Genomic DNA, 25,638 nt, shown 5'->3' with positions numbered 1-25,638 from the left:
TCCAATCCCGCTCGGCGGGAACCGCAAAGGGGGGCTTCGGCTCCCCTTTTTGCGTGGTCGCGGGGCCCCGCCGTTGATCGCGCCACGTCCTGTACAGAGCCGGGTCCATGCCGTATACTGCGCCCATGCACAGGAGGTGCCCCATGAGCCACAACCTTCCCGCCCTGAAAGCGCTCATCGTCTGGCTGCGGCAGCGCCACGACGTTGTCATGGAACTGGAAGCCGCGGCCCTGGCCTGCCTCAATGCGGGCGACACGCCCGGCTATACGCAAGGCATGCACCGCAAGGCCGAAAGTCTGGCCGCCCTGGCCGAAGACGCCAAACCCCTGCTGGCCCCGCTGCCCGGTGAGCTGCGTTTTAACCTGGCCCTGGCCCTGGAAAACTTCGCCGCCGGCGCGCGTACGGCCCTGCGGCTCAATTCCGTGTTCTATATGTCCGCCTTGCTCTACCCGGACGACCATAAATCCGGCGATCCGGACAACCTCACCCTCTGCATTGACCGCATCTCGCGTCAAGGCGAGGATTTTTGCTGAGCGCCACGCTCCAGCAGCATCATTGACCACGCTATAAGGAGTTGCACCATGCGTCAGTTTTTTGCCTGCAGCCTGACCCTGCTCGCCCTCTGTGCCGCGCCCGCCTGGGCCTTCCCCGGAGCTGGCGGCGACGCGCCCCAAGAAGATACCTTTACCCGGATGGATACGGATAAAAACGGCGTTATTTCCCTGCAGGAGTTCAAAGCCGCCTTCCCCAACATGCGCGACGAGGCCTTTGCCGCCATTGATACCAACAAAGACAAGGTTATTGACCGCGCCGAATGGGACGCCTTTGTCAAAAACCACGCCGCCGGCATGATGCAGGGCAAGGGCGGCCAGGGCATGATGGGCGGCGGCCAGGGCATGATGGGCGGCGGCCAGGGCATGATGGGCGGCAGCCAGAACATGATGGGCGGCGACGCCCCCGCCGGCATGCCCCTGGTAACGCCGCCCGCCGGCAAATAACATGGCTGACGCGGAAGAACGCCTGGCCCGCCTGGAAGAGCAGGCTTTTTTTCAGGAAGAACGCCTCAACGCCCTGGATGTGGCCCTCACCGACCAGCAACGCCAGATGGACCAGATGGCCCGCGACCTGGCCGACGCCCTGGCCGCAGTGCGTCTGCTGCGCGACAAACTGGAGCAGGGGCCGGAAAACGCCCCGCCGCCCCATTTTATGCCCGAACGCTGGTAGGGGCGGGGCGTTTTTTTTCGCCGCGCCGGGGTTGGGCAGAGTTCGGGCGGAAATGCGCTGTCGTGGGGCAGGCGCGCGCGGCGGGGGCCCCCGCCGCAAGGACCGGGCATGAATAAAGGACCAGTGGCCGGTGTGGTGCTGGCCGGGGGGCTTTCCACCCGTCTGGGGCAGGACAAGGCCGCCCTGCGCCTGACCCCTCAGGCTCCGGATCTGCTGGCCCGCACCCACGCCTTGCTGTGCACGCTGCTGCCGTGCTGCTGGGTTTCCTGCCGGGCGGAATGCCCCCGCCCTGGGTATGATTGCGTGTGGGACGCCGTGTCCGGCCAGGGGCCTCTGGGGGGCGTGGCCGCCGCACTGACCAGGGCCAGGGACGCGGGCTTTGCGGCCGTCCTGGCCCTTTCCTGCGATCTGCCCTTTATGGACGCCGCCACCCTGACCGCCCTGCTGGACGCACGGCAGGCCGCCCCGCCCCAGACCGTGCTGACCTGCTATGCCCAGGCCGCCACAGGTCGGCTGGAGACGCTGGCCGCAGTTTACGAAATTGCGGCATTGCCCTTTTTGTCCGCCCGATCCGCGTCCGGCGGCGCTCTGCACCGGCGCATTCCCGCCCATTGCCGCCATGTCCTCCCTTACGGGCCGGAGGCCGCCCGCCCTTTTTTCAATCTCAACAGCCCGCAGGACCTGGCCGCTGCTCGCGCCATGCTGCCCGCCGCCGCCTTCCGTCACTGAATCCGTTGCGAAAAAATTGTGTTTTCCGGTTCGCGCCGTCGTCGGTTTTTCTTGCGTCCCGCCATAAAAGGCGCTATAGGCGAGAAAAACCGGCATTAAAAGGTCATGCTAGAGCGTATGAACAAAAGCCCCGTTACCGTCAAAGGATATGTCGCGGCGGTGCCGCGTTTGGTGGACGCGCGTCAGGCCCGTGTGGCCGTCATGCAGGACGATGTGGAATACCGCATCGTGCCGCGCGGCGCGGGTGTGGACCTGGACGATGAAGTGAGCGTGCCCGTGGAGGTTACCGGCCTGCTGGAAGAGCAGGACGGCGTAAACTACCTCACCGTGCGCGGCTATAAAGTGCTGGAAGACGACTCCTGGCTGGAAGAGGAAGAATAACCGCACGGTTTTCTTCTTCCTTGGGGAGCGTCCTTCTGGGCGTTCGCTTGCGTTTTTATATAACGCTGCTCCACCGCTTCGGAAAGCAGTGCTCTTGCCTTTGGCCGTAACTTTGTTGCGGCGGGCGGCGGGCGCTTGCGTCTTGTGTTGCGGGCAGCAAAGTCCGTTGCCTTCGGTGTCTTTGGAAGGCCGAGGTACTTTGTGCCGCGGTTTTTCTGCAGGCCGCGTTTGGCGGCGTTGTCCCGGCGCGCCCTGCGCGCGCCAGCCGCAGGCACGAAGGCGCTCAAGCCTTGGCGCCGACAAGGTATTTGGGAAGCGGCGCTTGCGCTTTTGTGTGGAAATGAAATTCCTTTTTATTATGCACTGGCGGGGGACAGCATGGAAACGGTTTTTCCTTTGACGGCGCTTTCTGTGGGGCAGCAGGCCCGTATTGTGCGCATTGAAGCCCGCGGCGAACTGGCCCGGCGCATTCGCGACATGGGTCTGGGCTCCGGCATGACGGTTTCCGTTATGGGGTATGCGCCCCTGCGCGATCCGCTGGCCTTGCGCTGCGCCGAGGCCACCATTGCCCTGCGCCGCAAAGAGGCGCGCACCATTTTGGTGCGCGCGGACTGACCAGGGCATTGCAACGTTGCAGTGCTGTGGCGGCGTAAACGCAGCTTCAGCCGTTGCAACGCAGAAAGTTATGGGCAAAGACAGCAGCTCCAGCTACGGATGAAGAGAATACCGCTGTTTATTTGCGCTGCTCAGCGTTGCTGCGGGTGCGGCAAGGCGGCAGGGGGGAACCTGCCGGACGCGGCGAAAAGGGCCGGGACCGGAACGTAGCCACCGATGGGAAAAGGCCATTTTTTGCGCCGTGCAGGGTTCGCGGCGGCAAGGGAGCGCCCCTGGGCGTCGTGTGCAACGGCGTGGCGGGGGCGCTTTCTGCGTTGGGCCGTCGTAGCGGGCTACAGGCCGGGGCTTACGCTTGCCGGGGCATGGTCGACGGCGCGGCGGTTTCCGGCGGATCGTCCTCGTGCACAACCGTGCCGTTGCGGCCTTGTTCCTTGGCCTGGTAGAGGGCCGCGTCCGCCAGGCGCACCAGCTCCGCGCCGTTGTCCGGGGCGTCCGGCTCAGGAATCAGGCTGGCCGCGCCCATGCTGACCGTAACGTGAGGGCCGCAGGGCGAGGCTGGGTGGGGCAGGCCCTCCGCAGCCACTTCGGCGTGCACGCGGCGGCTCACGGACCGTAGTGTGGCCGCGTTGGCGCCGGGCAGCAGCAGGGCAAATTCTTCGCCGCCGTAGCGGGCGCACAGGTCCGTGGCGCGGGCTGTTCTGGCCATGGCGGCGGCCACCCGCACCAGGCAGACGTCGCCCGCCTGGTGGCCGTAGCCGTCGTTGTAAGCCTTGAACTTGTCCACATCCAGCATAATAAGACCCAGGGGCGTTTGGGTTGCCCTGGCTTCAATCCAGCAGCGGCGCAGCCGGTCGTCAAAGGCCCGGCGGTTGCAGATGCCGGTGAGGGCGTCCGTGATGGATATTTTTTGAAAACGGTCGTGTTCAAAGGCCAGTTTCTGGGAGCGCACAGTGGCGTTGGAAAGGTAGGTTCCCAGGTTTTCCAGCGCGGCCGTGATGTTGCGCAGCTCCGCAATGCGGCTTGGGGGCGGCTTTTGGCTGCCGACGCCCGTGCCCAGTTGATTCAGGTAGGTCATGATGCCCCGCAAGGGCCGGGCCAGGTGCCAATGCAGCAGGCCAAACAGACCTGCCAACCCTGTGCCCAGCAGAATAAAACCCACCAGCAGGCGGTTTTCAAAATCATGGGCCAGGGTCGCTGTGCGGTGCAGTTGGGCGCGCATGTCCCCCGTAGGTGAGGCGACAGGTTCCAGTTTGCCGAGGGACAGCAAAAAATCGTCCAGCGCGTCTTCCATCTGCCGGACCCGCTCCGGGCCCTCCGCCTGCTCTGTCAGGGCCGTGCGGCGCAGTGCCGCCAGCTTTTGGCCGGCCTGCATGGCCGCGCTCCAGAGGCGGCGGCGCGTGGGCGATTCAGTGGCGAGGCCGGCGTTGATGTCTGCCATGGCCGCGTTCAGGGCTGTGGCGTCGCCGCTGCGCAAGGTCGCTTCCAGGGCGCGCCAGAATTGCCCGCGCAGGGTTTCCTGCTGCTGCAGGCCGGCCACAAGCGGCAGGTAGGCCCCATAGATGCGCGTGCCCGCCACGCTGATTTCGCGCGCCAGATTCATATAATAAAAGAAACTGGCGGCAAAAAACAGGGCCAGGCCAATCAGCAGCAGGCGCAGGTAGCGGTCTATGCCCATGCCCCGTGCTTGTGCGTTGCGTCCGGCTTTCAAGGCTGCACCAGCTGACAGGCCTGGTACACGCCCACGGCCATGACAAAGGCCAGCAGCGTGTTGACCACAAGGCTGAAGCCTACCCATTTCCAGCTGCCCGATTCCTGGCGGATGACCACCAGGGTTACAAAGCAGGGGGCGTAGAGCATGACAAAGACCAGCAGCGCCAGGGCCGTGCCCTGATTCCACGAGGGGTCTTTGCGCAGCAGTTCCGAAAGGGAAACGGCCTGTTCCGGATTTTGCTCGCCCAGGGCGTAGGCCGTGCCCAGGGTGGAGATGATGGCTTCCTTGGCGGCGATGCCGCCGATCAGGGCCACGTCGGTGCGCCAGTTAAAGCCCGCGTAGGCGGTAATGCCCTCCAGACCCGCGCCCAGTCTGCCGGCAAAGGAATAGCGCAGGCGCGCCGCGTCCAGGTCTTCCTGCACCTTGGTCAGGCGCGCCGCATCTTGTTGGCGTAGGCCGGGATCCAGGGCAGAGTTTTCCAGGTTCACGGCAAGCCGGGCTATTTCATTTTCGTAGGGCAGGGCGTGTTGTGGGTCCAGAGCGGGAAAGGTCATGCCCGCCCAGATCAGCACGGCTATGGGCGCCAGAATGGTGCCGGCTTTTTTCAGGTACATCCAGGTGCGTTCCCAGCAATGGGTGCAGATGCCGCGCAGGGTGGGCAGGCGGTAGGGGGGCATCTCCATAACCAGGGGGGTGGCCTCGCCGCGCAAAACGGTTTTGCGCAGCAGCCAGGCCATGCCAAAGGCGAACAGCCAGGAGGCAAGGATGACGGCAAACATCATGTCCGCAGCCTTGTTGGGGAAAAAGGCGCCCACCAGCAGCAGGTAGACGGGCAGTTTGGCGCCGCAGGCCATATAGGGCAGGGTGAGCATGGTGGCCAGTTTTTCTTTGGGACTGCGCAGGGTACGGGTGGCCATGACGCCGGGGATGGCGCAGCCGCCGGCAATGCCGCCGGAGATGATGTAGGGCATGACAGAAGCCCCGTGCAGCCCGAAGGATTGGAACAGCCGGTCGGAGATATAGGCCATGCGGGCCATATAGCCGCTGTCTTCCACAATGGCGACCAGGGCGAACATGATCAGCACCAGGGGCACAAAGCTGAATACGCCGCCCACGCCAGCGATGATGCCGTCCACCAGCAAAGAGGCAAGCAGCCCTTCGGGCAGGGCGGCGCTCACCGCGCCCCCCAGCTGGGAGAAGGCCTCTTCAAGCCAGCCCTGAGGGTAGGCGCCGAGCCCGATGGTAATCTGAAACATGGCGTAGAGCACGGCCAGCATGATGGGCACGCCCCATACGGCGTGGGTCAGGATGCGGTCCAGCCTGTCGCTCAGGCCCAGGCGGTGGCGGTGGCCGGTTTTGCGGACGCAAGCCGCGGCTGTCTGGCGGACAAACAGACTGTGCCCGTCGGCGATAAGGCTTTCGGCGTCTTCGCCGCTGCGCTGCAGCTCTTCCTGCGCCTGACGGGCCATCCGGGCCAGGTCCGCGGCCGCGTCGGGGTCGGCGGCGCGTACGGTGGCGGTGGCCGCAGCGTCGTCCTGCAGCAGGGTGAGGGCCAGCCAGCGGGGGGCGCAGTGGGCGTAGGCCGAGGCGGCCAGGGCCCGGCTTTGGCCGATGCGCTTTTCCATGCCTTCCAGCACAGGGTCCAGCAGGGGGCCGTAGCCAAGGTACAAGGCGCGGGCCGCCGGCTGCGGAGCTTCAGGGCCATCGGACCGCTCTTTTTGCCGGACCAGCTCCCGGGCGGCGGCCAGGGCCTCGCGCAGGCCTTTGCCCGTGGTGCCCACGGTGGGCACCGCGCGCACCCCCAGCATGGCTTCCAGTCGGGAAAAATCAATGCAAATGCCCGCGGCTTCGGCTTCGTCCATCATGTTGCAGGCAATGACCACGGGCAGGCCCATTTCCCGCAGCTGCACGGTGAGCAGCAGTCCGCGTTCCAGAATGCCGGCGTCCACCACGTTGATGACGGCCTGTACCGTGCCGTCCAGCAGCACGTCGCGGGCCACGATTTCTTCCTGCGAATAAGCGGAGAGGGAGTAGGCGCCGGGCAGATCCACCAGGATGACCTCCTGCCCTTCATACCGGATGTAGCCTTCCTTTTTTTCCACGGTCACGCCGCTGTAGTTGCCCACATGCTGGTGCGCGCCTGTAAGAGCGTTGAACACGGTGGTCTTGCCGCAGTTGGGGTTGCCCGCGATGGCCAGACGCAAAGAATAGACAAGTCCGCCGATGCAGGCGCGGGCCTGGACCGCAGCACCCGCGCCGACGGCGGAAAGAGTTTCCGACATGCAGGGCGCTCCTGTGGCGTCACCTTCAGGGTGGCGGAAAACAGCATTGTTTATTTTTAAAAATGAAATTTATTTTCAATAAATAAAAAAGTCAAGCCGTTTCCCAGCACATCCCTAAGTTTTTAAACAACAGAAAGAGACCGTTGCAGAATCTTATTTTTTCTGCGTAACTGTGCGTCAGGCCGCAGGAAGGGCATGCTGCAGTTATGCGCAGGTGGGGGGCCGCGTGCGACGGGTGAAAATCCGACTTTCAGGCGGGGCGCGGCGCACGTGGAGTTTTGCGCCGCGCCCCGCCAACATCCTGTTCTGCCCGGCTTACATCATGACCACGGGCTTGATGAGGTCGCGCGGCTTGTCTTTCATCAGCAGCAGGGCTTCCTCCAATTTATCAAAGCCGGTAAAGCGGTGGGTCAGCAGGGGCTGCACATCCAGCCGGCCGTGGGTCAGCAGGGCGGCCAGCTTTTCCATGCGCAGGCGTCCGCCGGGCATAAGCCCGCCTGTCAGCAATTTATGGCCCATACCGCAGCCCCATTCCAGACGCGGCAGCCGCACGGCTTCGCCGGAGCCGAGGTAGTTGACGTTGCCGATGCGTCCGCCCGGTTTGAGAACTTTGAGCACGTCGGCAAAGGTGTCCACATCGCCCCCGGCCACGATGGCTTTGTCCACGCCGCGGCCCTTGGTGAGGGCCAGGACCTGTTCCGCCAGCGAGCCGTCGCGGTAGTCGATGATTTCCGTGGCGCCGTAGCCTTTGGCGGCCTCCTGGCACAGGGGGCGGGAGCCCACGGCGTAGATGGCCCCCGCGCCGTGCAGGGCCGCTCCGGCCACAGACATGAGTCCCACCGGGCCGATGCCCACCACCAAAACGGCATCGCCGTACTGCACGTCGGCCAGTTCGGCCCCGTGCAGGCCGGTGGGCACCATGTCGCTGAGCATGACGGCTGCGGCCAGATCCATGCCCTTGGGCAGATGGGCCAGATTGCCGTCCGCATCGTTAACATGAAAAACTTCGGCAAACACGCCGTCCTTAAAGTTGGAGAACTTCCAGCCCGCCAGCATGCCCCCGGAGTGCATGGCATAGCCCCCCTGCGCTTCCAGGGAATTCCAGTCCGGCGTGATGGCCGGCACCAGAACGCGGTCGCCGGGTTTGAAGTCGCGCACCAGCGCGCCTGTTTCAAGCACTTCGCCCACAGCCTCGTGCCCAAGGATAAGGTTGTGGCGGTCGCCCATGGCGCCTTCCCACACGGTATGCACGTCCGAGGAGCAGGGCGCCGCCGCCAGGGGCCGGACAAGCGCGTCAAGCGGCCCGCAGGCGGGCGCTTCTTTTTCAATCCAACCGATTGCTTCCAGGTGGAGCATGGCCAAACCTTTCATGCAAGCCTCCTTGCGTGGCCCGGCGCGGGTTGGCGCGGGCCGGTGGATGTTTTCCGTGCGTGCTTGAAGGGTAGGTCAGGTTGGGGTTTGATTCAAGTTATTTTTTTCACTTGTATGAAATCACAGAATTAGTAAGCCTTGAAAAGGCGCTGCAAGCCTCTGCCCTGGCGTTTTTCTGCGGCCGGGGAGCGGCTTTTGGGAAAGGGACGGCGCTGTAGTGCTGTGACGCGGCTGCGGCGAAGGCGTTACGGCCAGGGCGCGACGTGCGTTTCTGTCGAGAGGAGGAAAGTTTTTTGAAGGATGGGGATGTGGTAGGGAAGGGAACTGTTGTTTACAAGAGTTCCCTTCCCTACCACCGGCAGTAAAATCTGCCCCGCCGGGGCTAGCGCCGTTACAGCTTGCGTACTTCGGCGTACCAGGCGGCGGCCTGTTCCAGCAGTTTGCCGTTACGGGCGGCCAGGGCCTGGGGTTCTTTGATATAGCCGTCCAGCAGCAGGCTGGCGTCAAAGAGGCCTTGGACCATCTCGGCCAGCACGGCGTCGTCGCGGTCGGCCTTGAACATGCGCAGCATATTGCGCAGCAGGGGGTGGTCGCGGTTCACTTCCAGCACTTTGACGGGCAGGGTGTCGTCGCGCTGCATGACCTTGAGCAGTTTTTCCATGGAGGAGGAAATGCCGCCGTCCGGGGCCGTAAGCATGGCGGCGCTGTCCGTGAGACGGTGGGAAACGCGCACCTCCGTAACCTTGTCGCCCAGAATGTCCTTCATTTTTGTCAGCAGCGCGTCAAAGTTCGTGCTGTCGTCCTCGGAGAGTGGGGCCGCAGTTTCGTGCGGGGCTTCCTCTTTGTCGGCAAAGGCGGCCAGGGCGTCGTCCGCAGCGGTTTCCACCGATTTGAATTCCCAGTCCTTATACTTGCCCAGACCGTCCATAACGAATTCGTCTACGGGCTCATAGAGGCAGAGCACTTCCAGGCCCTTGCGGCGGAAGCGTTCCATGTGCGGGTTGAGGCGGGCGGCCTCGCGGTTGGGCGCGGCCACATACCAGAAGGTTTTTTGTCCTTCTGGCGCGCGGCCCATGTATTCGTCCAGGCTGGTCAGGTCCGCGGCTTCGGGCAGGGTGGAGCTGTTGAAGCGCAGCAGAGCGGCCAGGCGTTCGCGGTTGGGAAAGTCGCGGTAGCCCAGTTTGAGGATCTTGCCGTGCAGGTTCCAGAACCGGAGGTATTTTTCCGCATCGTCCTTGGCCAGCTTTTCCAGATGGTTCAGGGCCTGTTTGACGATAACCTGGTTCATTTTGCGCAGCAGGATATTTTCCTGCAGGGTTTCGCGCGAGATGTTCAGGGGCAGGTCTTCCGTATCCACCACGCCCTTGAGGAAGGCCAGGTAGTCCGGGATGAGCTCCTGGTTGCGGTGCTGGATGAGCACGCGCCGGGCGTAGAGATCCAGCCCCCAGAAGTCCTTGTCCATGCCGAAAAAGTCCTGCGGACTGTCGGGGATGAAGAGCAGGGCGTTGAACTGCACGGGCGCGTCCACAGAAAAGTGCAGCACGTCCAGAGGGTCTTTGGCGTCGTAGGTGATGGCCTTGTAAAAGGCGTCGTACTGTTCCTTTTTGATGGAGAACTTGGGCTCGCGCCAGAGCGCGGGCTGCGTGTTGACCTGCTCGCCGTCCACAAAGACCGGGAAAGGCACAAAGGCCGAATGCTTGCGGATGACCGATTCCACGCGGAATTTTTCCGCAAACTCCGTGGCGTCGTCCTTGAGCCAGATTTTGATGACCGTGCCGCGCTGCGGTTCCGCCTCCGAGCTGGGGGCCACAGTGTAGGTGCCCAGGCCGTCGCTGGTCCAGACCTGGGCATCGCCTGCCTCACCAAAGGCGGGACGGGAGGTGACCGTCACCTTGCTTGCCACCATGAAAACGGAATAAAAGCCCACGCCAAAGCGGCCGATGATATTGGCCGCGTCCGGAGCGGCCGTAGTTTCGTCCGCGTCGTCGTCCGCCGTTTTTTCGCCTGCCTTGGGAGCCTGGGCCGCCAGATCGGCCAAAAACTGTTCCGACCCGGATTTGGCGATGGTGCCCAGGTTTTCGGCCAGTTCCTCCGCCGTCATGCCCACGCCCGTGTCGGCGATGGTCAGGATTTTTGCCTCTTTGTCCAGAGTCAGCCGTATTTCCAGCGGCAGATCGGGCAGGCGGGGGCTTTCGCCCCGGTTCATGCGGTAGCGCAATTTGTCCAGCGCGTCGGAGGCGTTGGATACGAGCTCCCGCAAAAAAATTTCGCGGTTGGTGTACAGCGAATTGGTCAGAATGTGAAGAACTTTGCGCACTTCTGCGCGGAACTGGCGGGATTTTTTGCCTGCCTCAGCCATGACAAACCTCCTGAATATGGATATGCTGGAACATAATGCCGCTTTTGTAATTTTCAAGAGGGCGGCGGGGCGGAGCGCAAAAAATCTTTGCAGAAGAGCGCGCGTTGCCATTCGCAGCGCCAGGCGCGTGCAACCGCCATGTTGCTATTCATAATTACTTGCTTTTTGTGAAAAATAAAGCTATGGCGCAGTAAGCATATAGCAAGGAGGGCCCAATGGACGTTGTCATGCTTTCGCGTCTGCAATTTGCCGTGGCCGTATTTTTCCACTTCATCTTTGTCCCCCTGACGCTCGGGCTTTCTGTAATCCTTGCCTGGATGGAAACTCGGTACGTTCGTACGGGGGACGTCTTCTGGAAAAATCAGGCCAAATTCTGGGGCAAGTTGTTTCTCATTAACTTCACTCTGGGCGTGGTGACCGGCATCACGCTGGAATTTCAGTTCGGCACCAACTGGTCGCGTTATTCCGAGTATGTGGGCGATATTTTCGGCTCACTGCTGGCCATTGAGGCCACCGTGGCCTTTTTTCTCGAATCCACCTTTCTGGCCGTGTGGCACTTCGGCTGGGAGCGCGTGGGCAAAAAAATGCACCTGGCGGCCATCTACATTGTGGCCTTTGCCGGCAACCTGTCTGCCTTGTGGATCATCCTGGCCAACGGCTTTATGCAGAATCCCGTGGGCTACGCCATCAACGAGAGCATGGGCCGGGCCGAGCTCACCAACTTTTGGGACGTGGTCTTCAATGGCTACGCCTGGGGCATGTACGCCCACACCGTCATCGCTTCATGGGCCTTGGGCGGCTTTTTTGTCCTGGGCGTATCTGCCTGGCACCTGCTGCGCGGCAGCCACAAGGAATTTTTTCAGCGTTCCTTCCGCATGGCGGCCCCGTTTACCCTGATTCTGGTGCTGCTGCTGGCCCTTTCCGGCGACCAGCAGGGCAAGACCGTGGCCCACTACCAGCCCGCCAAGCTGGCGGCCCTGGAATCGCACTGGGAAACGGGCCGCAACGTGCCCTTCTACCTGCTGGCCTGGCCTGACGAGGCCAACGAGGGCAACAAGGTGCAGGCTTTGGGCATTCCCGGCCTGCTGAGCTGGATTGCCTACGGCGACGCCAATGCCGAGGTCAAGGGCCTCAAGGACTTTGCCGTGCAGGACCGCCCGCCGGTGCTGCCCACCTTCCTTACCTTCCGCCTCATGGTGGGGCTGGGCGGCCTGTTTGTGTTGCTGGCCTTCGCGGCTTTTTGGCAGCGCAAGCGCGACATGCCCTGCAGCGGTCTGCTCAAGGCTCTGGTCTGGAGCATCCCGCTGCCCTATATCGGGATCATGGCCGGCTGGGCTGTGGCTGAAATCGGCCGGCAACCCTGGATCGTCTATAATCTTATGCGCACTTCCGACGCTGTTTCGCCCGTGCCCGCGGACAACGTGGTGATTTCGCTGGCGGCCTTCATCGTCGTCTATTCCTTGCTGGGCATTCTGGATATTTACCTGCTGCGCAAATACGCAATCAAGGGCCCCGACGCCCAGGAGGTGTAGCCATGTTGGAAACCATCTGGTTCGTGCTTTGGGCGCTGCTCTGGGCCGTGTTCTTCATCCTGGACGGTTTTGACCTGGGCGTGGGCAGCCTGCTGCCTTTCCTGAGCAAAAACGAAACCGAGCGCCGCATCATGTACAACGCCGCCGGACCCTTCTGGGACGGCAACGAAGTCTGGCTCATTTCCGCCGGCGGCGTGACCTTTGCGGCCTTTCCCAAGGTCTATGCGGTTATGTTCAGCGCGCTGTACGCGCCCTTGCTGCTCCTGCTCTTTGCCCTCATCTTCCGCGCGGTTTCCTTTGAATTCCGCAACAAGGTGGAGCACGACAGCTGGCGCGCCCTGTGGGACGGCGTGCACTTTATCGCCAACCTCATCCCCTGCGTGCTGCTGGGCGTGGCCTTTGCCAACCTTTTCATGGGCATTCCTGTGGACGCCCAGGGCGTGTACCACGGCAATTTGCTGGGTCTGCTGAACCTCTATGGCCTGGCCGGTGGGGTGTTCTTCCTCTGCATGTTCGTGCTGCACGGGGCTTTGTGGCTGTCCATCAAGAGCCGGGGCGACCTGCAGACCCGCGCCCTGGCCACGGCCACTTTTGCCTGGCCCGTTATGCTGGTGCTGCTGGTGGCTTTTTTGGCGCTTTCCGCCCTGTACACCAGGCTCTTTGACAACTATCTGGCCATGCCCGCCCTGTGGCTGCTGCCCGTGCTGGCCCTGGCCGGGCTTGTGGGCGTGCGGGTCATGCTGCGTGCGGGCAAGCTGTGGCTGGCCTGGGGCTGCAGCGCCGTGTTCATTCTGGGCGTGACCTTCTTCGGGGTCATGGGCATGTTCCCCGGCATGATCATCTCCTCTATTGACCCGGCCGCCACCATAACCGCCTTCAACGGCGCTTCCAGCCAGCTGACCCTCAAGATCATGCTGGGCGTGGCGCTCGTCATGGTGCCCATTGTGCTGGCCTACCAGTTCTGGACCTACCGGCTCTTTTCCGCGCCGGTTACCAAGGAGTATGTGCAGGAGGATGAGCACGCCTACTAGCATATAAGTATATCCCGGTGGGCGGGGCGCGCGCCTTTTGCCCCCTGACTGTGTCGACGGCCCCTTCCGGGGCGGGCCTGTACCGTAAGAGTACTATTCCCGCCCGGGCGGGGCCGTCTTCGTGTCAGGGACCAAACTGCGCAGCGCCGCGTCCACCGGGATGCGTCGGGCGTTGCTGGGCATGGCTGCCCCTGGCTGCGGCTGGCGGGGCGCGTCCGGGGCGGGCCTGTACCGTAAGAGTACTATTCCCGCCCGGGCGGGGCCGTCTTCGTGTCAGGGACCAAACTGCGCAGCGCCGCGTCCACCGGGATGCGTCGGGCGTTGCTGGGCATGGCTGTCCCCTGGCTGCGGCTGGCGGGGCGCGTCCGGGGCGGGGCTGTACCGTAAGAGTACTATTCCCGCCCGGGCGGGGCCGTCTTCGTGTCAGGGACCAAACTGCGCAGCGCCGCGTCCACCGGGATGCGGCGGGCGTTGCTGGGCATGGCTGTCCCCTGGCTGCGGCTGGCGGGGCGCGTCCGGGGCGGAGTTGTCAGGAGCCTCTGTCCAGCCTACGCTTGCCGTGCGTTTGTGGCGGACGCCTGCGTTGTCGCGGTCCCGCCGGGTCATTATGGCGAACATCGTGCGGGCGCAGTTATCGCCTGCCGCATACAGCCCTGGAGGGGCTTTATCATGAGCTGGCACCGCCTTTGGACCTATGTTTGCCGCAGGGCCGCAGTACTGCTCTGCGCCCTGGCGCTGGCTGCGGCCTTGGGCTGCGCCCAGCGCGGCGTACAACGCCCCCTGACGTTTGAAGAGCAACAAGTGCGCATGGCCGAGGCCCAATGTCGCCAGGAGGCCAGCCAGATGAATCCGGAATGGCGGGGGAACAGCCGTTATTTTCCCTGGCGGGCCTATTTTGAGATGTGCATGCACCGCTTGGGAGTGACCGATGCGGAGCTGAAGACGCTTTGGTATTAGGGCCTGTTACCTTTGCAATGCCCTGGCGGTTGCGTAAGCAGAGACGCCCGCCGTGGAGGCGCAAGCCTAGCTGCAGCCGTTACGACGCAGGAGCTTGGCCCATTACGACGAAGGAAGTTACGGGCAAAGACAGCAGCGCCTGCTAGAGCAGTTAGCGAATGAAATGAGCTAACTGCTCTGCAAGGATTTTCTTGAAAATCCTTGCCACAAAATGCGAGAAGGCAGGCTTTTGCCTGCCGTAAGCGAGCATTTCAAGTGTTAAATGCTCTATTGCGGGCAGGATGGTCTGGTTTCTTCGTGTCCTCGGTACACGTACCAGAACGTGAACGATGGGGGCGTGGGGAGGTGAGGAAACTTTTGTGAACAGAGGTCCCCTCCCGCAACGAGGCTTTTTGCTCTGCAGTTTCGCCGTCAGCGTTGGCGCAGGGCTTCGGCGATGATGGCGGCATCTTCGCCGGGGCGGGCGTTGAGGCCCAGCTCCGGGTTGCCGCCGGAGCAGACAAAGCCCTGAGGGCCCAGCTCCACAAAGCCGGCGGCGATGACGCGGCTGTAAGGCAGTTGCTCACGCATGTCGCCGTGGTCCACGCGACGGGGGAAGATGAAGGGTACGGCCTGGCCGGAGAAATCTTCGACGATCAAGTACTTCACGGTGGCCTCCTGTGGCGGATCTGGAGCGGCGCAACGCGGATCAGCGTTTGCGCCGGTTTTGCAGGTATTGGCGTACGGCCTTGTTGTGGTCGTTGAGGTTGGTGCTGAAGACGTGTTCGCCGCCGTCGGTTTTGGCGACGAAGTAGAGATACTTGTGGGCTTCCGGGTGGATGGCGGCGGCCAGGGCCGTGAGGCCGAAGGAGCAGATGGGCCCCGGCGGCAGGCCGGGCCGCTGGTAGGTGTTATAGGGGTTGGCGGCGTCGTCCAGCTGGCTTTTGCGCAGGTTGCCGTCAAAGGCGGGCCCCAGTCCGTAGATGACTGTGGGGTCGGCCTGGAGCAACATGTTTTTCTGCAAACGGTTTTGGTACACGCCGGAAACCCGGGGGCGTTCGTCCTCCACTGCGGTTTCCTTTTCCACTACCGAGGCCAGGATGACCCAGGTTTTGAGCGTGGCGGCATCGGGTTTTTTGCCGTCCGGCCAGAGGCCGGCGGCCTTGCGCCAGAAATTGTCCACCATGCGGCCGGCTACGGCCCGGGCCTGGGCCAAGTCCAGCACGTCGGCTTTTTTCAGCAGGTAGGTATCGGGCATGAGAAAGCCCTCGGCCGTGGCAAAGGGGATGCCGTAGTGCCGTAGAAAATCCGGGTCCATGATGACCTGACGAAAGTCCTCAAAGCGCGCCAGCCCGGCGTCTTCCAGCAGGCGGCCGGTCTGCCACCAGGTAAGGCCTTCGGGCACGGTGACGCGGAAAAGCACGGGCTGCCCGTTGACCAGGGTGTCCAGCACCTTGTCGGGCGTCCAGCCCGTATTGAGGGCAAAACGCCCGGCCTGGAGGCGGTTTTCCCAATGCTTGTAGCGGGCCAGGTAACCGAAGCGGCGGGCGTCGGTCACCAGACCCTGGTGGGCCAGGTGGGCGGCCACCTGGTCCAGGCGCGCGCCGGGGGTCACGTCAAAAAAGACGTTCTCGCCGGATGCGGCAGGCGGGGTGGTCAGAAAGTGGTGGGCCTCCCAGGCCAGCCAGCCGCCGCCGGCCACGGTCAGCAGCAGAAGCAGCCCCACAAGGCGCAGAAAGGTTTTCATGCCGGTCTCCGCTGTTGCGGCGCAAGGGCCAGAAAAGATTCCAGAATGCGCACGGCGGCCTGCTGGTCCAGTACGGTCCTGCGCCGTCGCGCGTCAAGCCCGGCTGCGCGCAGGTCGTCCCAGGCCTCTTCGGAACTCAGTTCCTCTGACATAAAGTAAAACGGCAGGGGGATGCGGCGCTGCAGACGTCGGGTCACATTGCGCGCCTGGCGGGTGGTCAGGCTTTCCCCGCCGTCGGCCAGCAGGGGCAGGCCCATGACCACGGCCTCGGCTCCGGCGGCCAGGATAGCCTGGGCCAGAGCGTCCAGCAGCGCCTTGCGGTCGGGGTGGTCGGCCAGGCGCAGGGTGCGTAGGGGGAAGGCCAGCCGCCCTTCCGGGTCGGACACAGCCAGCCCCGTGCGGGCCAGGCCGTAGTCCACGGCCACCAGCTTCACATTACAGCCCCATTTTTTCGCGCGCCAGTTCCATGGTCTGTTCCGCAAAGGCGCGGGCGCGCTCGTTGCCCCGTTCCAAAATTTCTTCCACCGCACCGGGTTTGGCTTCCACAGCATTGCGGCGTTCCTGCAAAGGCCCCAGGAAGACGGCAAGATTTTTGAGGAAGATTTTTTTGCAGTCCACACAGCCCAGCTGCGCGCAGGTACAGCCCTGACGGATCTGGGCCTGCTCTTCGGGGCTGCTCAGGAGCACATGGTAGGGGTAGAGGTTGCAGACGTCGGGGTTGCCGGGGTCGCTGCGGCGCAGTCGGGCCTTGTCCGTAAACATGCCGCGCACTTTTTCGGTGATGTCGTCCATGCTGTCCGAGAGGAAGATGCCGTTATTGTAGCTTTTGGACATCTTGCGGCCGTCCAGGCCGGGGCACTTGGCCGCCGGGGTGAGCATGGCCTGGGGTTCGGGGAAGAGCTCGCCGTAAAAATTGTTGAAGCGCCGGGCGATTTCGCGGGTCAGCTCCATGTGGGGCAGCTGGTCTTCGCCCACAGGCACGCCGTGAGGCCGGTACATAAGGATGTCCGCCGCCATGAGCACGGGATAGCAGAGGAAGCCCGCATTGCCCAGGTCTTTGTTGCTGATCTGTTGCTGCTGTTCCTTGTAGGTGGGGTTGCGCTCCAGCCAGGAAACGGGCGTGACCATAGACAGCAGGAGAGAAAGCTCCGCGTGCTGCTTGACGTGGGACTGGCGGAAGATGACGCACTTTTCCGGGTTCAGGCCAGCGCCCACCCAATCTTTGACCATTTCGTGGATGTTGCGGCGGACCTTGGAGGGGTCGGCGTAGTCGCTGGTCAGGGCGTGCCAGTCGGCCACAAAAAAGTAGGCTTCTTCCGTGTGCTGCAGTTCCACCCAGTTTTTGAGCACGCCGAAGTAGTGGCCAAGGTGCAGGGGCCCCGTGGGCCGCATGCCGGAAACAGTGCGCGGTTTGCTGTTCATCAACAGAGTCCTTTCCTTACAGAATACCCAACAGGGACAACAGGCCCACGGCGCTGCCGCTCACCAGGGGGCCGAGCACCTGGCCCAGCAGCCCGGTAAAGAGCAGGGCCAGCAGGATCACAAAGCCGTAGCGCTCCACGCTCAAATAGCGCAGGGCCGCGTTCATGGGCAGAAAATAGGCCACAACCTTGCTGCCGTCCAGCGGCGGAATGGGCAACAGGTTGAGCCAGGCCAGGCCAAAATTGATAATCACCCCGGCCTGCAGGGTCTTGAGAGCAAAGATGTAGCCCGTGCTGTGCTGCCACTGCAGGGGCGGCAGCAGGGTCAGCGTGAGCCAGAGCAGCACCCCGCAAAGCCCGGCCAGCAGGAAATTGGTCAGGGGCCCGGCCAGGGCCACCAGCATCATGTCGCGGGCGGGCTTGTGAAAGTAGCGCGGGTTGACGGGCACGGGCTTGGCCCAGCCAAAGACAAAGCTGCCCGTGAGGCTGGTCAGGCCGAAGACCAGCAGGCCTACGGGATCGATGTGCGGCAGGGGGTTGAGCGTGAGCCGCCCCAGCATGCGCGCCGTGGGGTCGCCGCAACGGGAGGCCACCCAGCCGTGGGCCACTTCGTGCAGAATGATGCCCAGCAGGGCAGGCACAGCGGCTACGGCCAGCAGATTTAACGCATGGGTCAGGTCAAAATTGAGCATAGATGCGGGTACCATGTTCCCGCTTTCCCGGCAAGGGCGGCCCGGCGCCCATTCAGTCGCGGTCCGCCATGCGTCGTTCCAGCTGCAGCAGGGCTTCTTTGATGTCCAGGCCGCCGCCGTAGCCCACCAGGCGCCCGTCCGCGCCGATGACGCGGTGGCAGGGGATGACCACGGCAATGGGATTGCGGTTGTTGGCCAGGCCCACGGCCCGGCAGGCGCGCGGTGAGCCCACGGCCGCAGCGATTTCCCTGTAGGCGCGGGTGGCGCCGTAGGGTATGTCCTGCAGCGCCCGCCAGACCTTTTGCTGGAATGCCGTACCGTGGGGGGCCAGGGGCAGGTCAAATTCACGACGCGTGCCTGCCAGATAGTCGATCAGCTGGGCACAGGCCTCTTCCAGCAGAGGGGTGGCGCGTTCTTCTGCATCCGGCAGAGGCGGCAGGCTGCCCTCGCCTTCCAGTTCCAGCCGGGTCAGCGCACCGTCTTCTTCCACAAAACGCACCCGCCCCAGAGGGAACAGGCGGCGGACAAGAGCGTAGGTCATGCAGTCTGCTCCTTCTTGGCCACAGGCTTGAGGGTATAGGCGAAAACTGCGCCCAGCAAGGCTACTGCCGCCAGAAACTGAAAAGCGCGGGGCAGGCCCTGATGGTCGGCTATCCACCCCAGCAGCGGGGCCATGACCCCGCCCAGGCTGGTGGCCAGGCCCAAAGTGACGCCGGAGGCAAAGCCGATGTTCTTGGCCAGATACTGCTGCCCCAGCACCACCAGAGAACTGAAGGGAGCGTAAAGCGTAAAGCCCAGAAAAGGCAGCAAAGCCCAGGCGGCCCAGACCGAGCCAGCCAGGCTGAGGGCCAGCACCACGGGGGCCACCAGGGTATAGGACAGCCGGATAATGGTGCGGTAGCCGTATTTGTCCGAAAGCAATCCGCCGAAAAAGTTGCTGACCACGCCGCAGGTGCAGAAAAAAGTCAGGGCCAGAGCCCCGGCCGTGCGCGACTGCCCCAGCACATTGACCCAGTAGAGGGGTACAAAGGTATTGAAGCCGGCAAACAGGATGGAGCGGGCCACAATGGCCACGGTAAGTTTGGAAAATTCCGGCCAGTTGTTGACGCCTGGGGCCTCCGTGATTATGGCCCCGCCGCCGGACGGGACGCGCATGCGCCAGATGAGCGTCAGGAGCACCGAAGCCATGACCACGGCAATGGCGGCAAAAATCGTGGTGCCGCGCAGGCCGAATACGCTCAGAATGCCCGTGGCCAGCAACGGCCCCAGCACAAAACCGCTGTTGCCGCCGATGGAAAAGATGCTCAGCCCCGTCCCCTTCTGCTCACCCGAAACCTTATTGGCGAAGCGCGCGCCTTCGGGATGAAACAGGGCCGCGCCCACGCCGCTTACGGCAATGGCCAGAAAAATGGCCCAGTAGCTGGACATAAAGCCCACCAGGGCAAGACCGCCGCCGGCCAGCAACACGCCCAACGGGATGAACCAGGGCTTGGAAAACCGGTCGGCCAACAGTCCGAACACAGGTTGAATCAATGAAGAAAGGCAGGAATAGGCAAACATGAGTCCGCCTGTGGCTTGGTAGCTCAGGCCATAGGCCGAACGCAGAAAAGGCAGCACCGCCGGCAGCGCGCCGCCGTTGATATCACAGGAAAGGTGCCCCAGCGAAACAAGAAGTATCTTCTTTTTGTCCATGGCCGCAGGCTACACGAAACCGACAGGAAAACAATACCAGAGAAGTCTGGTCTTGCGTCTGCGCCGAACAGGCCTTCCTCCTTTCCCTTTGCGCACTGCCGCAAAAGCGTCTGCTGGCCGTGCAGCCGTGAAAAAAAACGGACAAAGTTCAGGGCCCGCCGTGGCTCTTTGGGGCTGCATCAAAAACCGTGTGGGAAATTGGCCCGACGGGCTTGACTTTTGGGCCGCGCTGGGGCAAATAAACCTTTCCCGTTTTGGAGGTTGACCATGTACGCGATTATCGAGACCGGCGGCAAACAGTACCGCGTCGAAGAAGGTTCCAAGATTGTTGTGGAAAAGCTCGCGGCTCAGAGCGGCAGCGAGATTTCCCTGGACAAGGTGCTGCTGCTGGGCGGCGATGCCTGCAAGGTGGGCGCCCCCTATGTGGACGGCGCGGCCGTCACCGCCGAGGTGGTGGCCCAGGGGCGCGGCCCCAAGATCAAGGTGTTCAAGCGCTGGCGGCGCAATGATTCGCGCAAAATGCGCGGACACCGGCAGGAGTGCACCACCCTGCGCGTCAAAAGCATCAACGGCTAACTTTCGGGGTTGACCGGCCCGTCCTGTGGCGCGCGCTTTGCACAGCGGCACGCGTTGGGCCGGTGCGGCAATGGCCGCGCCCCTTGCCGACCTGGTGTCGGCCTTTCTGGGAGGCTCTTATGGCTCATAAAAAAGCAGGCGGCTCTTCGCGCAACGGTCGCGACAGCGCCGGTCAACGGCGCGGCGTCAAGCGTTTCGGCGGTCAGAACGTGCTCGCCGGCAACATCCTGGTTCGGCAGCTGGGCACCACCGTGTACCCCGGCGCCAATGTGGGTATGGGCAGGGATTTCACCTTGTTTGCCAAGGTGGACGGTGTGGTGCGCTTTGAAAAATATCTGCGCAAGCGCCGCGTGCTCACCCGCGTGCATGTGGAAGCGCCCGAAGGCTAACCTTCGCCGCGCAGCACTTTTACGCGCCGATTGAGGGAAGGGGCCGCACAGCCTCTTCCCTTTCGGTGTTTGTTTTTTGCACTATTGTTGTGATTTTGAGTAATCTGGCCGCGGCCGGACATGGGCCAGTGCCCGGTGCGGCAGGTTCCGCAGCCGTGCTGTTTGCGCTTCGGTCTGGCGGTTGCCCGCCGGACGTCCGCGGTAAAGGCGCAAGCCTGCCGAAAAATCCGCAACGGTCCCGGCCTGAGACGCGGGCACAGGTTGTCCGGTGCGGCTGCCCCCGCGTCCCGGCGGAAGGATGGTTGTATGCGTTTTGTTGATGAAGCGCGCATTGAAGTGCGCGCGGGCAAGGGCGGCCACGGCTGCATCTCCTTCCGGCGCGAAAAATTCGTGCCCCGCGGCGGCCCGGACGGCGGCAATGGCGGCGACGGTGGCAGCGTGCTGCTCAAGGCCGACGGACGTCTGCTTTCTCTCTATGATTTCCGTCTCAAGCGCCTGTATGAAGCCCAGAGCGGCCGTCCTGGACAGGGCAGCCAGTGCGACGGCAAAAAAGGCGAGGATTTGGTGCTGCATCTGCCCGTGGGCACGCTGGTCTATCTGGAGGACCAGGCAGGCGAACGCCTGCTGGCCGACCTCAGCGACCCCGAAGCCCTGGTGACCGTGGCCGCAGGCGGGCGCGGCGGCAAGGGCAACGAGCACTTCAAATCTTCCACCATGCGCGCGCCACGCTTTGCCCAGCCCGGAGAACCGGGCGAAATCCGCCAGTTGCGGCTGGAGCTGAAAATTCTGGCCGACGCCGGGCTCATCGGTTTGCCCAATGCGGGCAAATCCACCTTTATCAGCCGCGTTTCGGCGGCCCGGCCCAAAATTGCCGCCTACCCCTTTACGACTCTGACCCCCAACCTGGGCGTTATGATCAATGATGTGGATCCGGACAAGCGCCTGGTGCTGGCCGACATCCCTGGCCTTATTGAGGGCGCGCATCAGGGGCAGGGGCTGGGGCTGCGCTTCCTCAAGCATGTGGAGCGCACGCGCTTTTTGGTCCACATTCTCAGCGCCGAGGACATGGACGACGCCGACCCTTGGGCCGGCTTCACCCTCATCAACGAAGAGCTGCGCCGTTTTGATCCGGATCTGGCGCAACGTCGCCAGGTGGAGGTTGTCAACAAAATTGACCTGCTGACGCCGGAACAACTGGCGGCCCTGGAGGCCCGCGCCACGGCCGACGGGCGGCGGGTTTTCTTCATTTCGGCCCGCGACGGCCTGGGGCTGGAGCCTTTGGTGGACGAACTGTGGCGGCTGCGCGACAGCGCAGAACCCCATACGCCCCTGGTGCATCCGCAGGAGTCCGTGCAGGTGGCGGATGAAGAATTTCCTGAAATTGAGGTCATCTACACCAGAGAGTAACTGCTCGGGCGGCAGCCTCCCAAGGCGGTCCAGACCCGCAAAGGACAGCTTTATGACGCGGATTGCCGATTGGCGGGAAGAACGCGCCCGCACTCTGGCCCAGGCCCGGGTTGTAGTGGTCAAGGTGGGCAGCGCCGTACTGGCTGACGCTCACGGGCTTAACGTCGCCGTGCTTACGGATTTGGCCGCGCAGCTGGCGGCTTTGCGGGCCTTGTCCGTGCCTGGGTTGGCCGAACCTCGGCGCGTGGTGCTGGTTTCCTCCGGCGCGGTGGCAGCGGGGCGCGCGGCCTTGGCCGCCCATGGGCAGCATGTGGATACCGCGGGCCTGGCCGCCCGTCAGGCCGCCGCCGCTGTGGGGCAGGGGCAACTGGTGCGCGCCTGGGACAAGGCCTTTTACGCCCACGGTGTGCCTACGGCGCAAGTGCTGCTCACCCGCGACGATCTGCGCGCTCGACAGCGCTTTCTCAACGCCAGCAACACCTTTGCGGAACTGTTGCACTGGGGCGTGCTGCCCGTAGTCAATGAGAACGACACGGTTTCCGTGAGTGAACTCAAATTCGGCGATAACGACTGTCTGTCCAGCCTGCTGGCCAATCTGACTGGCGCGGACCTCTGCATCAACCTTACTTCTTCGCCGGGTGTACTGGCCGCCAATCCGGAGCACAACCCGCAGGCCCCTGTGCTGGATCACATTGACGATGTGGCCGCCCTGGACCTGGCCCAGCTCTGCGGCGGCAAAACTTCTGTAGGCACGGGCGGCATGTATTCCAAACTGCTGGGCGCGCGCCGCGCCGCACAGATCGGCGTGCCCACCTATATTTTGCCCGGCCGCGAGCCCCAGGTCATTCTCCGCGCCCTGGCGGCCGCCGGAGTCTGCACAACGCCTGCGGGCTACGGGCCGCTGGATGGCGGCACTTGGGTACAGGCTGGGCAACAGCCCATCCCCCGACGCAAATTCTGGCTGGCCTACCAGTCCGACCCCGCCGGCAGCGTGCAGGTGGACGCGGGCGCGGCCAAGGCCCTGCGCCAGCAGGGCGGCAGCTTGCTGCCCGGCGGCGTGCATGGGGTAGAAGGCGCATTTCAGCAAGGGGCATTGGTGCGCGTGCTACACCAGGGACGCAGCCTGGGCGTGGGCCTGAGCAATTACAGCGCTGCAGAGCTCAAAAAAATTATGGGCCTCAAACGTCACGAGGTGGCCGCTATTCTGGGCGACGCCCATTACCCGGAGGTTATCCACCGTGACAACTTTCTGCTGGATGCGGTCTGAACCGGGCGACGCCCCCAAGTCCACGCCATTGCTTTTTCACGCCGTATAAGGTATCTAGCGTCTCCGGCTTGTGCGTATGCCAAGCCTGCGGAGAGGTAGCGAAGCGGCCGTAACGCGCTCGACTCGAAATCGAGTTAGGGGTTAACAGCTCCTACGTGGGTTCGAATCCCACCCTCTCCGCCATTGGTAAATAATTTGAGCTGGTTACAAATGTGACCAGCTCTTTTTTTATGCCCTGATTTTGGGCGTGCCTAGGCTTCATGCGTGATTTCATGCGTGATACTGTCCGCAGGCCCTTGCAAAACACTACGATTCAGGCGTTCACGCTTTTTTAAAAAAGGTCAAGAAGTTAGGTAAATTATGCCTAATCATCTGGCAAGAACGTGTGCAATCAACCTGCAATCATTTGCAAAAGGCTGCATAGTGTGCAGTTGTACCTTTCTCTTTTTCGCCCCTGGCCCCGTAGATTTGTTTGCCCTTTGCGTAGGCTCTGGGATTGCACAGAATCGTCAGAAAAACGCCGAAGGTTTGGGGCGGAGGAGTGCTTTTTTTCTGGGGGGCGCGGCGGATCGGCGCGGCAGCGGGCAAGGGGGTAAGGTCATCCTTCCTGCACATTTGATCACCTTACTTTTTCATCTCGGCCAAAGCCGCGTCCACCTGCTGCATAATTTCGCGCACAGTCGAAGCGTCTACATCCACAGTTGCGGCGGCCGCCAAAAAATCCTTTTCGGTTATATCCTTGCCCTTGTTGTTGACCATGCAGGTCTGCTCCCCGTTAATGCCCTCTGACGGCGTAAGGTCATAAACCGGGGCCATGCGCCACTGGTTTTCCTTGTTCAGCAGAAAGGAAAAGTTTTTGGAATGGTCGTCCCTGTTGCCGGAGCGCACGTTGAACACCATGAGCCGCACCATTTTGAGCACTTCGCGTATGTCTTTGGTGAGCAGCAGCGTCAGGCGCAGCAGGCTTTCATAGGTGAGCGAGGGGTCGCGGTGCGATGCGTGCAGCAGGCCGCAGGCGGTGTGCACATGCACCTTTTGACCATGCACCCTGTCAAAGCGTTGGACGCCGAAATATCCCGGCGAGGTTGCCGAAGGAAACAGGTGCGTTTCCGGCATATCCAGCCCGGCTTCTCTGGCCGCCAGGGAATATGCGTACTCTGTCAGCCCGGTGTTTGGCGGTTCGTGCGCGGAGCGAAATTTGATGATCCAGGGGGTTCCTTGGGGTTCCCCCGCCCCCTGCGGCACAATGCGGTAGTCATCGGCAACGTTCACCAGAATTTTGGGTCTGGCCCCTGCGGACGAGCCGTTGAGTTGAATAAGTTTGTCCAGTTGCCCCGCATCCACAGGCGCATCGCGCAGAATCCGTAGCGAATCCTCTGCCAGAGCATCCAGTTCCGCCACAGAAACGGCTTCTTCCGCCTGTTCCGCCGCCGGGGTGTACTCCAGCGCGCCCATGCCGTGGGCACCCACCATGGCAAGGCGCTGCAAGGGCAGGCAGGCATGGAGCGATGAGCCTTTTTTTCGTAATGTCCTGTCCAGCAAAAGCAGCCCCCAGCCATCGGGCAGACTGTCGTTGAACACGCCGAACAGGCCGTCAAAGGTGCGCTTGGGGTCTTCCCTGACCTCTGGGCTGAGCGGAAGCCTGAACGGCGAAATGTTGATGCCCGAATCAAGAAATTCTGGCGTGTACTGGAACAGAATGGCGTTGCTGTGCGCGGCGAGCTTTCCCACATGGCGCCGTACGCCGTATGCATGTAGATGCACGTCAAGATTCATGGCGTTTTCTCCCTGCCCGCTTGCGGAGTGCTGGGGATTGCGGCTTGAACAGGTTTTCTGTGCGCGGCGGGTTGAACAAGCCGGAAAAGGCTTCAAGATCGTTAAGAATCAGGGCGATAGCCAGCAGGGACGCGAGCGAGATTTCCCCCGTTGTTTCAAAGCGCTTCACAGAGCCAAGGGAAACGCCGCTACGGGCCGCCAAATCTTTCTGGCTCATATTGAGAGCAAGACGTTTGGCCTGCGCCTTGGCAGCGATGTCGAGCCGGACTTCCTGCGGAGTTTTTAGAATATCATCTAACATAATAGCTCTTAACTTTATTTTTTAGTATAATAGCTAAAATATGAGATGATAGCAATTAGTTGATGGGGGGGAGGGCGAACTCGCGCTCTACCGTCAACACCAGCCCCGCCGAGCGAGATCGGGGCCGAAGCTCACCAAGAAAAGGAATAACCTGTTGAGGGTTTGAACCAGCACCGGGCGCGTATGGAGCAGTGCCTGG

General features: G+C 62.7%; 26 protein-coding genes and 1 tRNA gene. 14 read left to right on the top strand and 13 right to left on the bottom strand.

Going from position 1 to position 25,638, the window contains the following annotated elements:
* Positions 1-143: 143 nt before the first annotated feature.
* The 6 genes from J7I12_RS06995 to J7I12_RS06970 all read left to right on the top strand — a co-directional run bounded on the left by J7I12_RS06995 (position 144) and on the right by J7I12_RS06970 (position 2,949).
* Positions 144-533 (top strand): hypothetical protein, encoded by a 390-nt coding sequence (locus J7I12_RS06995; protein WP_118229665.1) that lies wholly within the window; start codon positions 144-146, stop codon positions 531-533.
* Between the two features lie 48 nt (positions 534-581).
* A complete protein-coding gene (locus J7I12_RS06990) occupies positions 582-998 on the top strand; it encodes an EF-hand domain-containing protein (protein ID WP_302548754.1) in 417 nt (138 codons plus the stop codon).
* Position 999: 1 nt separating this feature from the next.
* On the top strand, positions 1,000-1,224 hold the full coding sequence (locus tag J7I12_RS06985) for a SlyX family protein (protein ID WP_118229663.1): 225 nt from the start codon (positions 1,000-1,002) through the stop codon (positions 1,222-1,224).
* 108 nt (positions 1,225-1,332) lie between these two features.
* A complete protein-coding gene (mobA, locus tag J7I12_RS06980) occupies positions 1,333-1,953 on the top strand; it encodes a molybdenum cofactor guanylyltransferase (RefSeq protein WP_302413398.1) in 621 nt (206 codons plus the stop codon).
* Positions 1,954-2,070: 117 nt separating this feature from the next.
* On the top strand, positions 2,071-2,334 hold the full coding sequence (locus J7I12_RS06975) for a hypothetical protein (RefSeq protein ID WP_118229661.1): 264 nt from the start codon (positions 2,071-2,073) through the stop codon (positions 2,332-2,334).
* Positions 2,335-2,712: 378 nt separating this feature from the next.
* The gene (locus J7I12_RS06970) at positions 2,713-2,949 is read left to right on the top strand and encodes a FeoA family protein (RefSeq protein ID WP_118229668.1); all 237 of its coding nucleotides are present in this window, start codon (positions 2,713-2,715) and stop codon (positions 2,947-2,949) included.
* Positions 2,950-3,295: 346 nt separating this feature from the next.
* On the opposite strand, the gene J7I12_RS06965 is transcribed toward J7I12_RS06970, so the two are convergent.
* The 4 genes from J7I12_RS06965 to htpG all read right to left on the bottom strand — a co-directional run bounded on the left by J7I12_RS06965 (position 3,296) and on the right by htpG (position 10,672).
* Positions 3,296-4,624: a GGDEF domain-containing protein gene (locus tag J7I12_RS06965; RefSeq protein WP_302413397.1), complete on the bottom strand. Its 1,329-nt coding sequence runs from the start codon at positions 4,622-4,624 to the stop codon at positions 3,296-3,298.
* 29 nt (positions 4,625-4,653) lie between these two features.
* Entirely contained in the window at positions 4,654-6,942 is a 2,289-nt protein-coding gene (gene feoB / locus J7I12_RS06960; protein ID WP_130957762.1) for a ferrous iron transport protein B, read from the bottom strand.
* Positions 6,943-7,257: 315 nt separating this feature from the next.
* Positions 7,258-8,313: an NAD(P)-dependent alcohol dehydrogenase gene (locus tag J7I12_RS06955; RefSeq protein ID WP_302549002.1), complete on the bottom strand. Its 1,056-nt coding sequence runs from the start codon at positions 8,311-8,313 to the stop codon at positions 7,258-7,260.
* Positions 8,314-8,704: 391 nt separating this feature from the next.
* Positions 8,705-10,672 (bottom strand): molecular chaperone HtpG, encoded by a 1,968-nt coding sequence (gene htpG, locus J7I12_RS06950; RefSeq protein ID WP_302549001.1) that lies wholly within the window; start codon positions 10,670-10,672, stop codon positions 8,705-8,707.
* Positions 10,673-10,887: 215 nt separating this feature from the next.
* On the opposite strand from htpG, the gene J7I12_RS06945 reads away from it, so the two are divergent.
* From J7I12_RS06945 to J7I12_RS06935, 3 genes are all read left to right on the top strand, one after another.
* Complete coding sequence (locus J7I12_RS06945; RefSeq protein ID WP_118229656.1) at positions 10,888-12,204, top strand: cytochrome ubiquinol oxidase subunit I; 1,317 nt, start codon at positions 10,888-10,890, stop codon at positions 12,202-12,204.
* A 2-nt stretch (positions 12,205-12,206) separates the two neighbouring features.
* Positions 12,207-13,235 carry a cytochrome d ubiquinol oxidase subunit II gene (gene cydB / locus J7I12_RS06940; RefSeq protein ID WP_118229655.1) on the top strand — a complete coding sequence of 343 codons (1,029 nt, stop codon included), beginning with the start codon at positions 12,207-12,209 and terminating at the stop codon, positions 13,233-13,235.
* 669 nt (positions 13,236-13,904) lie between these two features.
* On the top strand, positions 13,905-14,192 hold the full coding sequence (locus J7I12_RS06935; protein ID WP_118229653.1) for a hypothetical protein: 288 nt from the start codon (positions 13,905-13,907) through the stop codon (positions 14,190-14,192).
* Positions 14,193-14,603: 411 nt separating this feature from the next.
* Here J7I12_RS06935 and J7I12_RS06930 read toward each other — a convergent pair whose 3' ends face one another.
* From J7I12_RS06930 to J7I12_RS06900, 7 genes are read right to left on the bottom strand one after another with little or no spacing between them, the layout of a single operon-like run.
* Entirely contained in the window at positions 14,604-14,840 is a 237-nt protein-coding gene (locus tag J7I12_RS06930) for a hypothetical protein (protein WP_118229652.1), read from the bottom strand.
* 40 nt (positions 14,841-14,880) lie between these two features.
* Positions 14,881-15,918, bottom strand: a complete 1,038-nt coding sequence (gene mltG / locus J7I12_RS06925) for an endolytic transglycosylase MltG (RefSeq protein ID WP_118229651.1) — start codon at positions 15,916-15,918, stop codon at positions 14,881-14,883.
* Positions 15,915-16,352 (bottom strand): Holliday junction resolvase RuvX, encoded by a 438-nt coding sequence (ruvX, locus tag J7I12_RS06920; protein ID WP_303192999.1) that lies wholly within the window; start codon positions 16,350-16,352, stop codon positions 15,915-15,917. The genes mltG and ruvX overlap by 4 nt, the downstream gene beginning before the upstream one ends.
* 1 nt (position 16,353) lies before the next feature.
* Complete coding sequence (gene trpS, locus J7I12_RS06915) at positions 16,354-17,340, bottom strand: tryptophan--tRNA ligase (RefSeq protein WP_302548915.1); 987 nt, start codon at positions 17,338-17,340, stop codon at positions 16,354-16,356.
* A gap of 16 nt (positions 17,341-17,356) precedes the next feature.
* Positions 17,357-18,031 (bottom strand): site-2 protease family protein, encoded by a 675-nt coding sequence (locus tag J7I12_RS06910; RefSeq protein ID WP_288907558.1) that lies wholly within the window; start codon positions 18,029-18,031, stop codon positions 17,357-17,359.
* Positions 18,032-18,083: 52 nt separating this feature from the next.
* Positions 18,084-18,572 carry a methylated-DNA--[protein]-cysteine S-methyltransferase gene (locus J7I12_RS06905; RefSeq protein WP_118229647.1) on the bottom strand — a complete coding sequence of 163 codons (489 nt, stop codon included), beginning with the start codon at positions 18,570-18,572 and terminating at the stop codon, positions 18,084-18,086.
* Positions 18,569-19,723, bottom strand: a complete 1,155-nt coding sequence (locus tag J7I12_RS06900) for an MFS transporter (protein ID WP_498793441.1) — start codon at positions 19,721-19,723, stop codon at positions 18,569-18,571. Before J7I12_RS06900 ends, J7I12_RS06905 begins: the two co-directional genes overlap by 4 nt.
* 267 nt (positions 19,724-19,990) lie before the next feature.
* Between J7I12_RS06900 and rplU the strand changes: the two genes are divergently transcribed.
* The 5 genes from rplU to J7I12_RS06875 all read left to right on the top strand — a co-directional run bounded on the left by rplU (position 19,991) and on the right by J7I12_RS06875 (position 23,545).
* Positions 19,991-20,299, top strand: coding sequence for a 50S ribosomal protein L21 (gene rplU / locus J7I12_RS06895; RefSeq protein WP_118229645.1), 309 nt, complete (start codon positions 19,991-19,993; stop codon positions 20,297-20,299).
* A gap of 119 nt (positions 20,300-20,418) precedes the next feature.
* The gene (gene rpmA / locus J7I12_RS06890) at positions 20,419-20,688 is read left to right on the top strand and encodes a 50S ribosomal protein L27 (RefSeq protein ID WP_118229644.1); all 270 of its coding nucleotides are present in this window, start codon (positions 20,419-20,421) and stop codon (positions 20,686-20,688) included.
* 306 nt (positions 20,689-20,994) lie between these two features.
* Positions 20,995-22,095: a GTPase ObgE gene (gene obgE, locus J7I12_RS06885; protein WP_118229643.1), complete on the top strand. Its 1,101-nt coding sequence runs from the start codon at positions 20,995-20,997 to the stop codon at positions 22,093-22,095.
* 52 nt (positions 22,096-22,147) lie between these two features.
* Positions 22,148-23,362 carry a glutamate 5-kinase gene (gene proB, locus J7I12_RS06880; RefSeq protein ID WP_118229642.1) on the top strand — a complete coding sequence of 405 codons (1,215 nt, stop codon included), beginning with the start codon at positions 22,148-22,150 and terminating at the stop codon, positions 23,360-23,362.
* Between the two features lie 89 nt (positions 23,363-23,451).
* Positions 23,452-23,545 (top strand) — tRNA-Ser (locus tag J7I12_RS06875).
* Positions 23,546-23,986: 441 nt separating this feature from the next.
* Here J7I12_RS06875 and J7I12_RS06870 read toward each other — a convergent pair.
* Complete coding sequence (locus J7I12_RS06870) at positions 23,987-25,138, bottom strand: type II toxin-antitoxin system HipA family toxin (protein WP_303193338.1); 1,152 nt, start codon at positions 25,136-25,138, stop codon at positions 23,987-23,989.
* A complete protein-coding gene (locus tag J7I12_RS06865) occupies positions 25,128-25,439 on the bottom strand; it encodes a helix-turn-helix domain-containing protein (protein WP_303193337.1) in 312 nt (103 codons plus the stop codon). The genes J7I12_RS06870 and J7I12_RS06865 overlap by 11 nt, the downstream gene beginning before the upstream one ends.
* Positions 25,440-25,638 lie beyond the last annotated feature (199 nt).

Origin of the sequence: Desulfovibrio diazotrophicus, assembly GCF_902498985.2 — a bacterium.
GTDB lineage: Bacteria > Desulfobacterota > Desulfovibrionia > Desulfovibrionales > Desulfovibrionaceae > Desulfovibrio > Desulfovibrio legallii.
The sequence above is the reverse complement of the archived record's forward strand: the minus strand, read 5'-3'. Positions and strand labels throughout refer to the sequence as shown.

Excerpts from the sequence above, each read along its gene's own strand:
- J7I12_RS06995 (WP_118229665.1), top strand. The coding sequence starts at position 144 with ATGAGCCACAACCTTCCCGCCCTGAAAGCGCTCATCGTCTGGCTGCGG.
- J7I12_RS06990 (WP_302548754.1), top strand. The coding sequence starts at position 582 with ATGCGTCAGTTTTTTGCCTGCAGCCTGACCCTGCTCGCCCTCTGTGCC.
- J7I12_RS06985 (WP_118229663.1), top strand. The coding sequence starts at position 1,000 with ATGGCTGACGCGGAAGAACGCCTGGCCCGCCTGGAAGAGCAGGCTTTT.
- mobA (WP_302413398.1), top strand. The coding sequence starts at position 1,333 with ATGAATAAAGGACCAGTGGCCGGTGTGGTGCTGGCCGGGGGGCTTTCC.
- J7I12_RS06975 (WP_118229661.1), top strand. The coding sequence starts at position 2,071 with ATGAACAAAAGCCCCGTTACCGTCAAAGGATATGTCGCGGCGGTGCCG.
- J7I12_RS06970 (WP_118229668.1), top strand. The coding sequence starts at position 2,713 with ATGGAAACGGTTTTTCCTTTGACGGCGCTTTCTGTGGGGCAGCAGGCC.
- J7I12_RS06965 (WP_302413397.1), bottom strand. The coding sequence starts at position 4,624 with ATGGGCATAGACCGCTACCTGCGCCTGCTGCTGATTGGCCTGGCCCTG.
- feoB (WP_130957762.1), bottom strand. The coding sequence starts at position 6,942 with ATGTCGGAAACTCTTTCCGCCGTCGGCGCGGGTGCTGCGGTCCAGGCC.
- J7I12_RS06955 (WP_302549002.1), bottom strand. The coding sequence starts at position 8,313 with ATGAAAGGTTTGGCCATGCTCCACCTGGAAGCAATCGGTTGGATTGAA.
- htpG (WP_302549001.1), bottom strand. The coding sequence starts at position 10,672 with ATGGCTGAGGCAGGCAAAAAATCCCGCCAGTTCCGCGCAGAAGTGCGC.
- J7I12_RS06945 (WP_118229656.1), top strand. The coding sequence starts at position 10,888 with ATGGACGTTGTCATGCTTTCGCGTCTGCAATTTGCCGTGGCCGTATTT.
- cydB (WP_118229655.1), top strand. The coding sequence starts at position 12,207 with ATGTTGGAAACCATCTGGTTCGTGCTTTGGGCGCTGCTCTGGGCCGTG.
- J7I12_RS06935 (WP_118229653.1), top strand. The coding sequence starts at position 13,905 with ATGAGCTGGCACCGCCTTTGGACCTATGTTTGCCGCAGGGCCGCAGTA.
- mltG (WP_118229651.1), bottom strand. The coding sequence starts at position 15,918 with ATGAAAACCTTTCTGCGCCTTGTGGGGCTGCTTCTGCTGCTGACCGTG.
- trpS (WP_302548915.1), bottom strand. The coding sequence starts at position 17,340 with ATGAACAGCAAACCGCGCACTGTTTCCGGCATGCGGCCCACGGGGCCC.
- J7I12_RS06910 (WP_288907558.1), bottom strand. The coding sequence starts at position 18,031 with ATGCTCAATTTTGACCTGACCCATGCGTTAAATCTGCTGGCCGTAGCC.
- J7I12_RS06905 (WP_118229647.1), bottom strand. The coding sequence starts at position 18,572 with ATGACCTACGCTCTTGTCCGCCGCCTGTTCCCTCTGGGGCGGGTGCGT.
- J7I12_RS06900 (WP_498793441.1), bottom strand. The coding sequence starts at position 19,723 with ATGGACAAAAAGAAGATACTTCTTGTTTCGCTGGGGCACCTTTCCTGT.
- rplU (WP_118229645.1), top strand. The coding sequence starts at position 19,991 with ATGTACGCGATTATCGAGACCGGCGGCAAACAGTACCGCGTCGAAGAA.
- rpmA (WP_118229644.1), top strand. The coding sequence starts at position 20,419 with ATGGCTCATAAAAAAGCAGGCGGCTCTTCGCGCAACGGTCGCGACAGC.
- obgE (WP_118229643.1), top strand. The coding sequence starts at position 20,995 with ATGCGTTTTGTTGATGAAGCGCGCATTGAAGTGCGCGCGGGCAAGGGC.
- proB (WP_118229642.1), top strand. The coding sequence starts at position 22,148 with ATGACGCGGATTGCCGATTGGCGGGAAGAACGCGCCCGCACTCTGGCC.
- J7I12_RS06870 (WP_303193338.1), bottom strand. The coding sequence starts at position 25,138 with ATGAATCTTGACGTGCATCTACATGCATACGGCGTACGGCGCCATGTG.
- J7I12_RS06865 (WP_303193337.1), bottom strand. The coding sequence starts at position 25,439 with ATGTTAGATGATATTCTAAAAACTCCGCAGGAAGTCCGGCTCGACATC.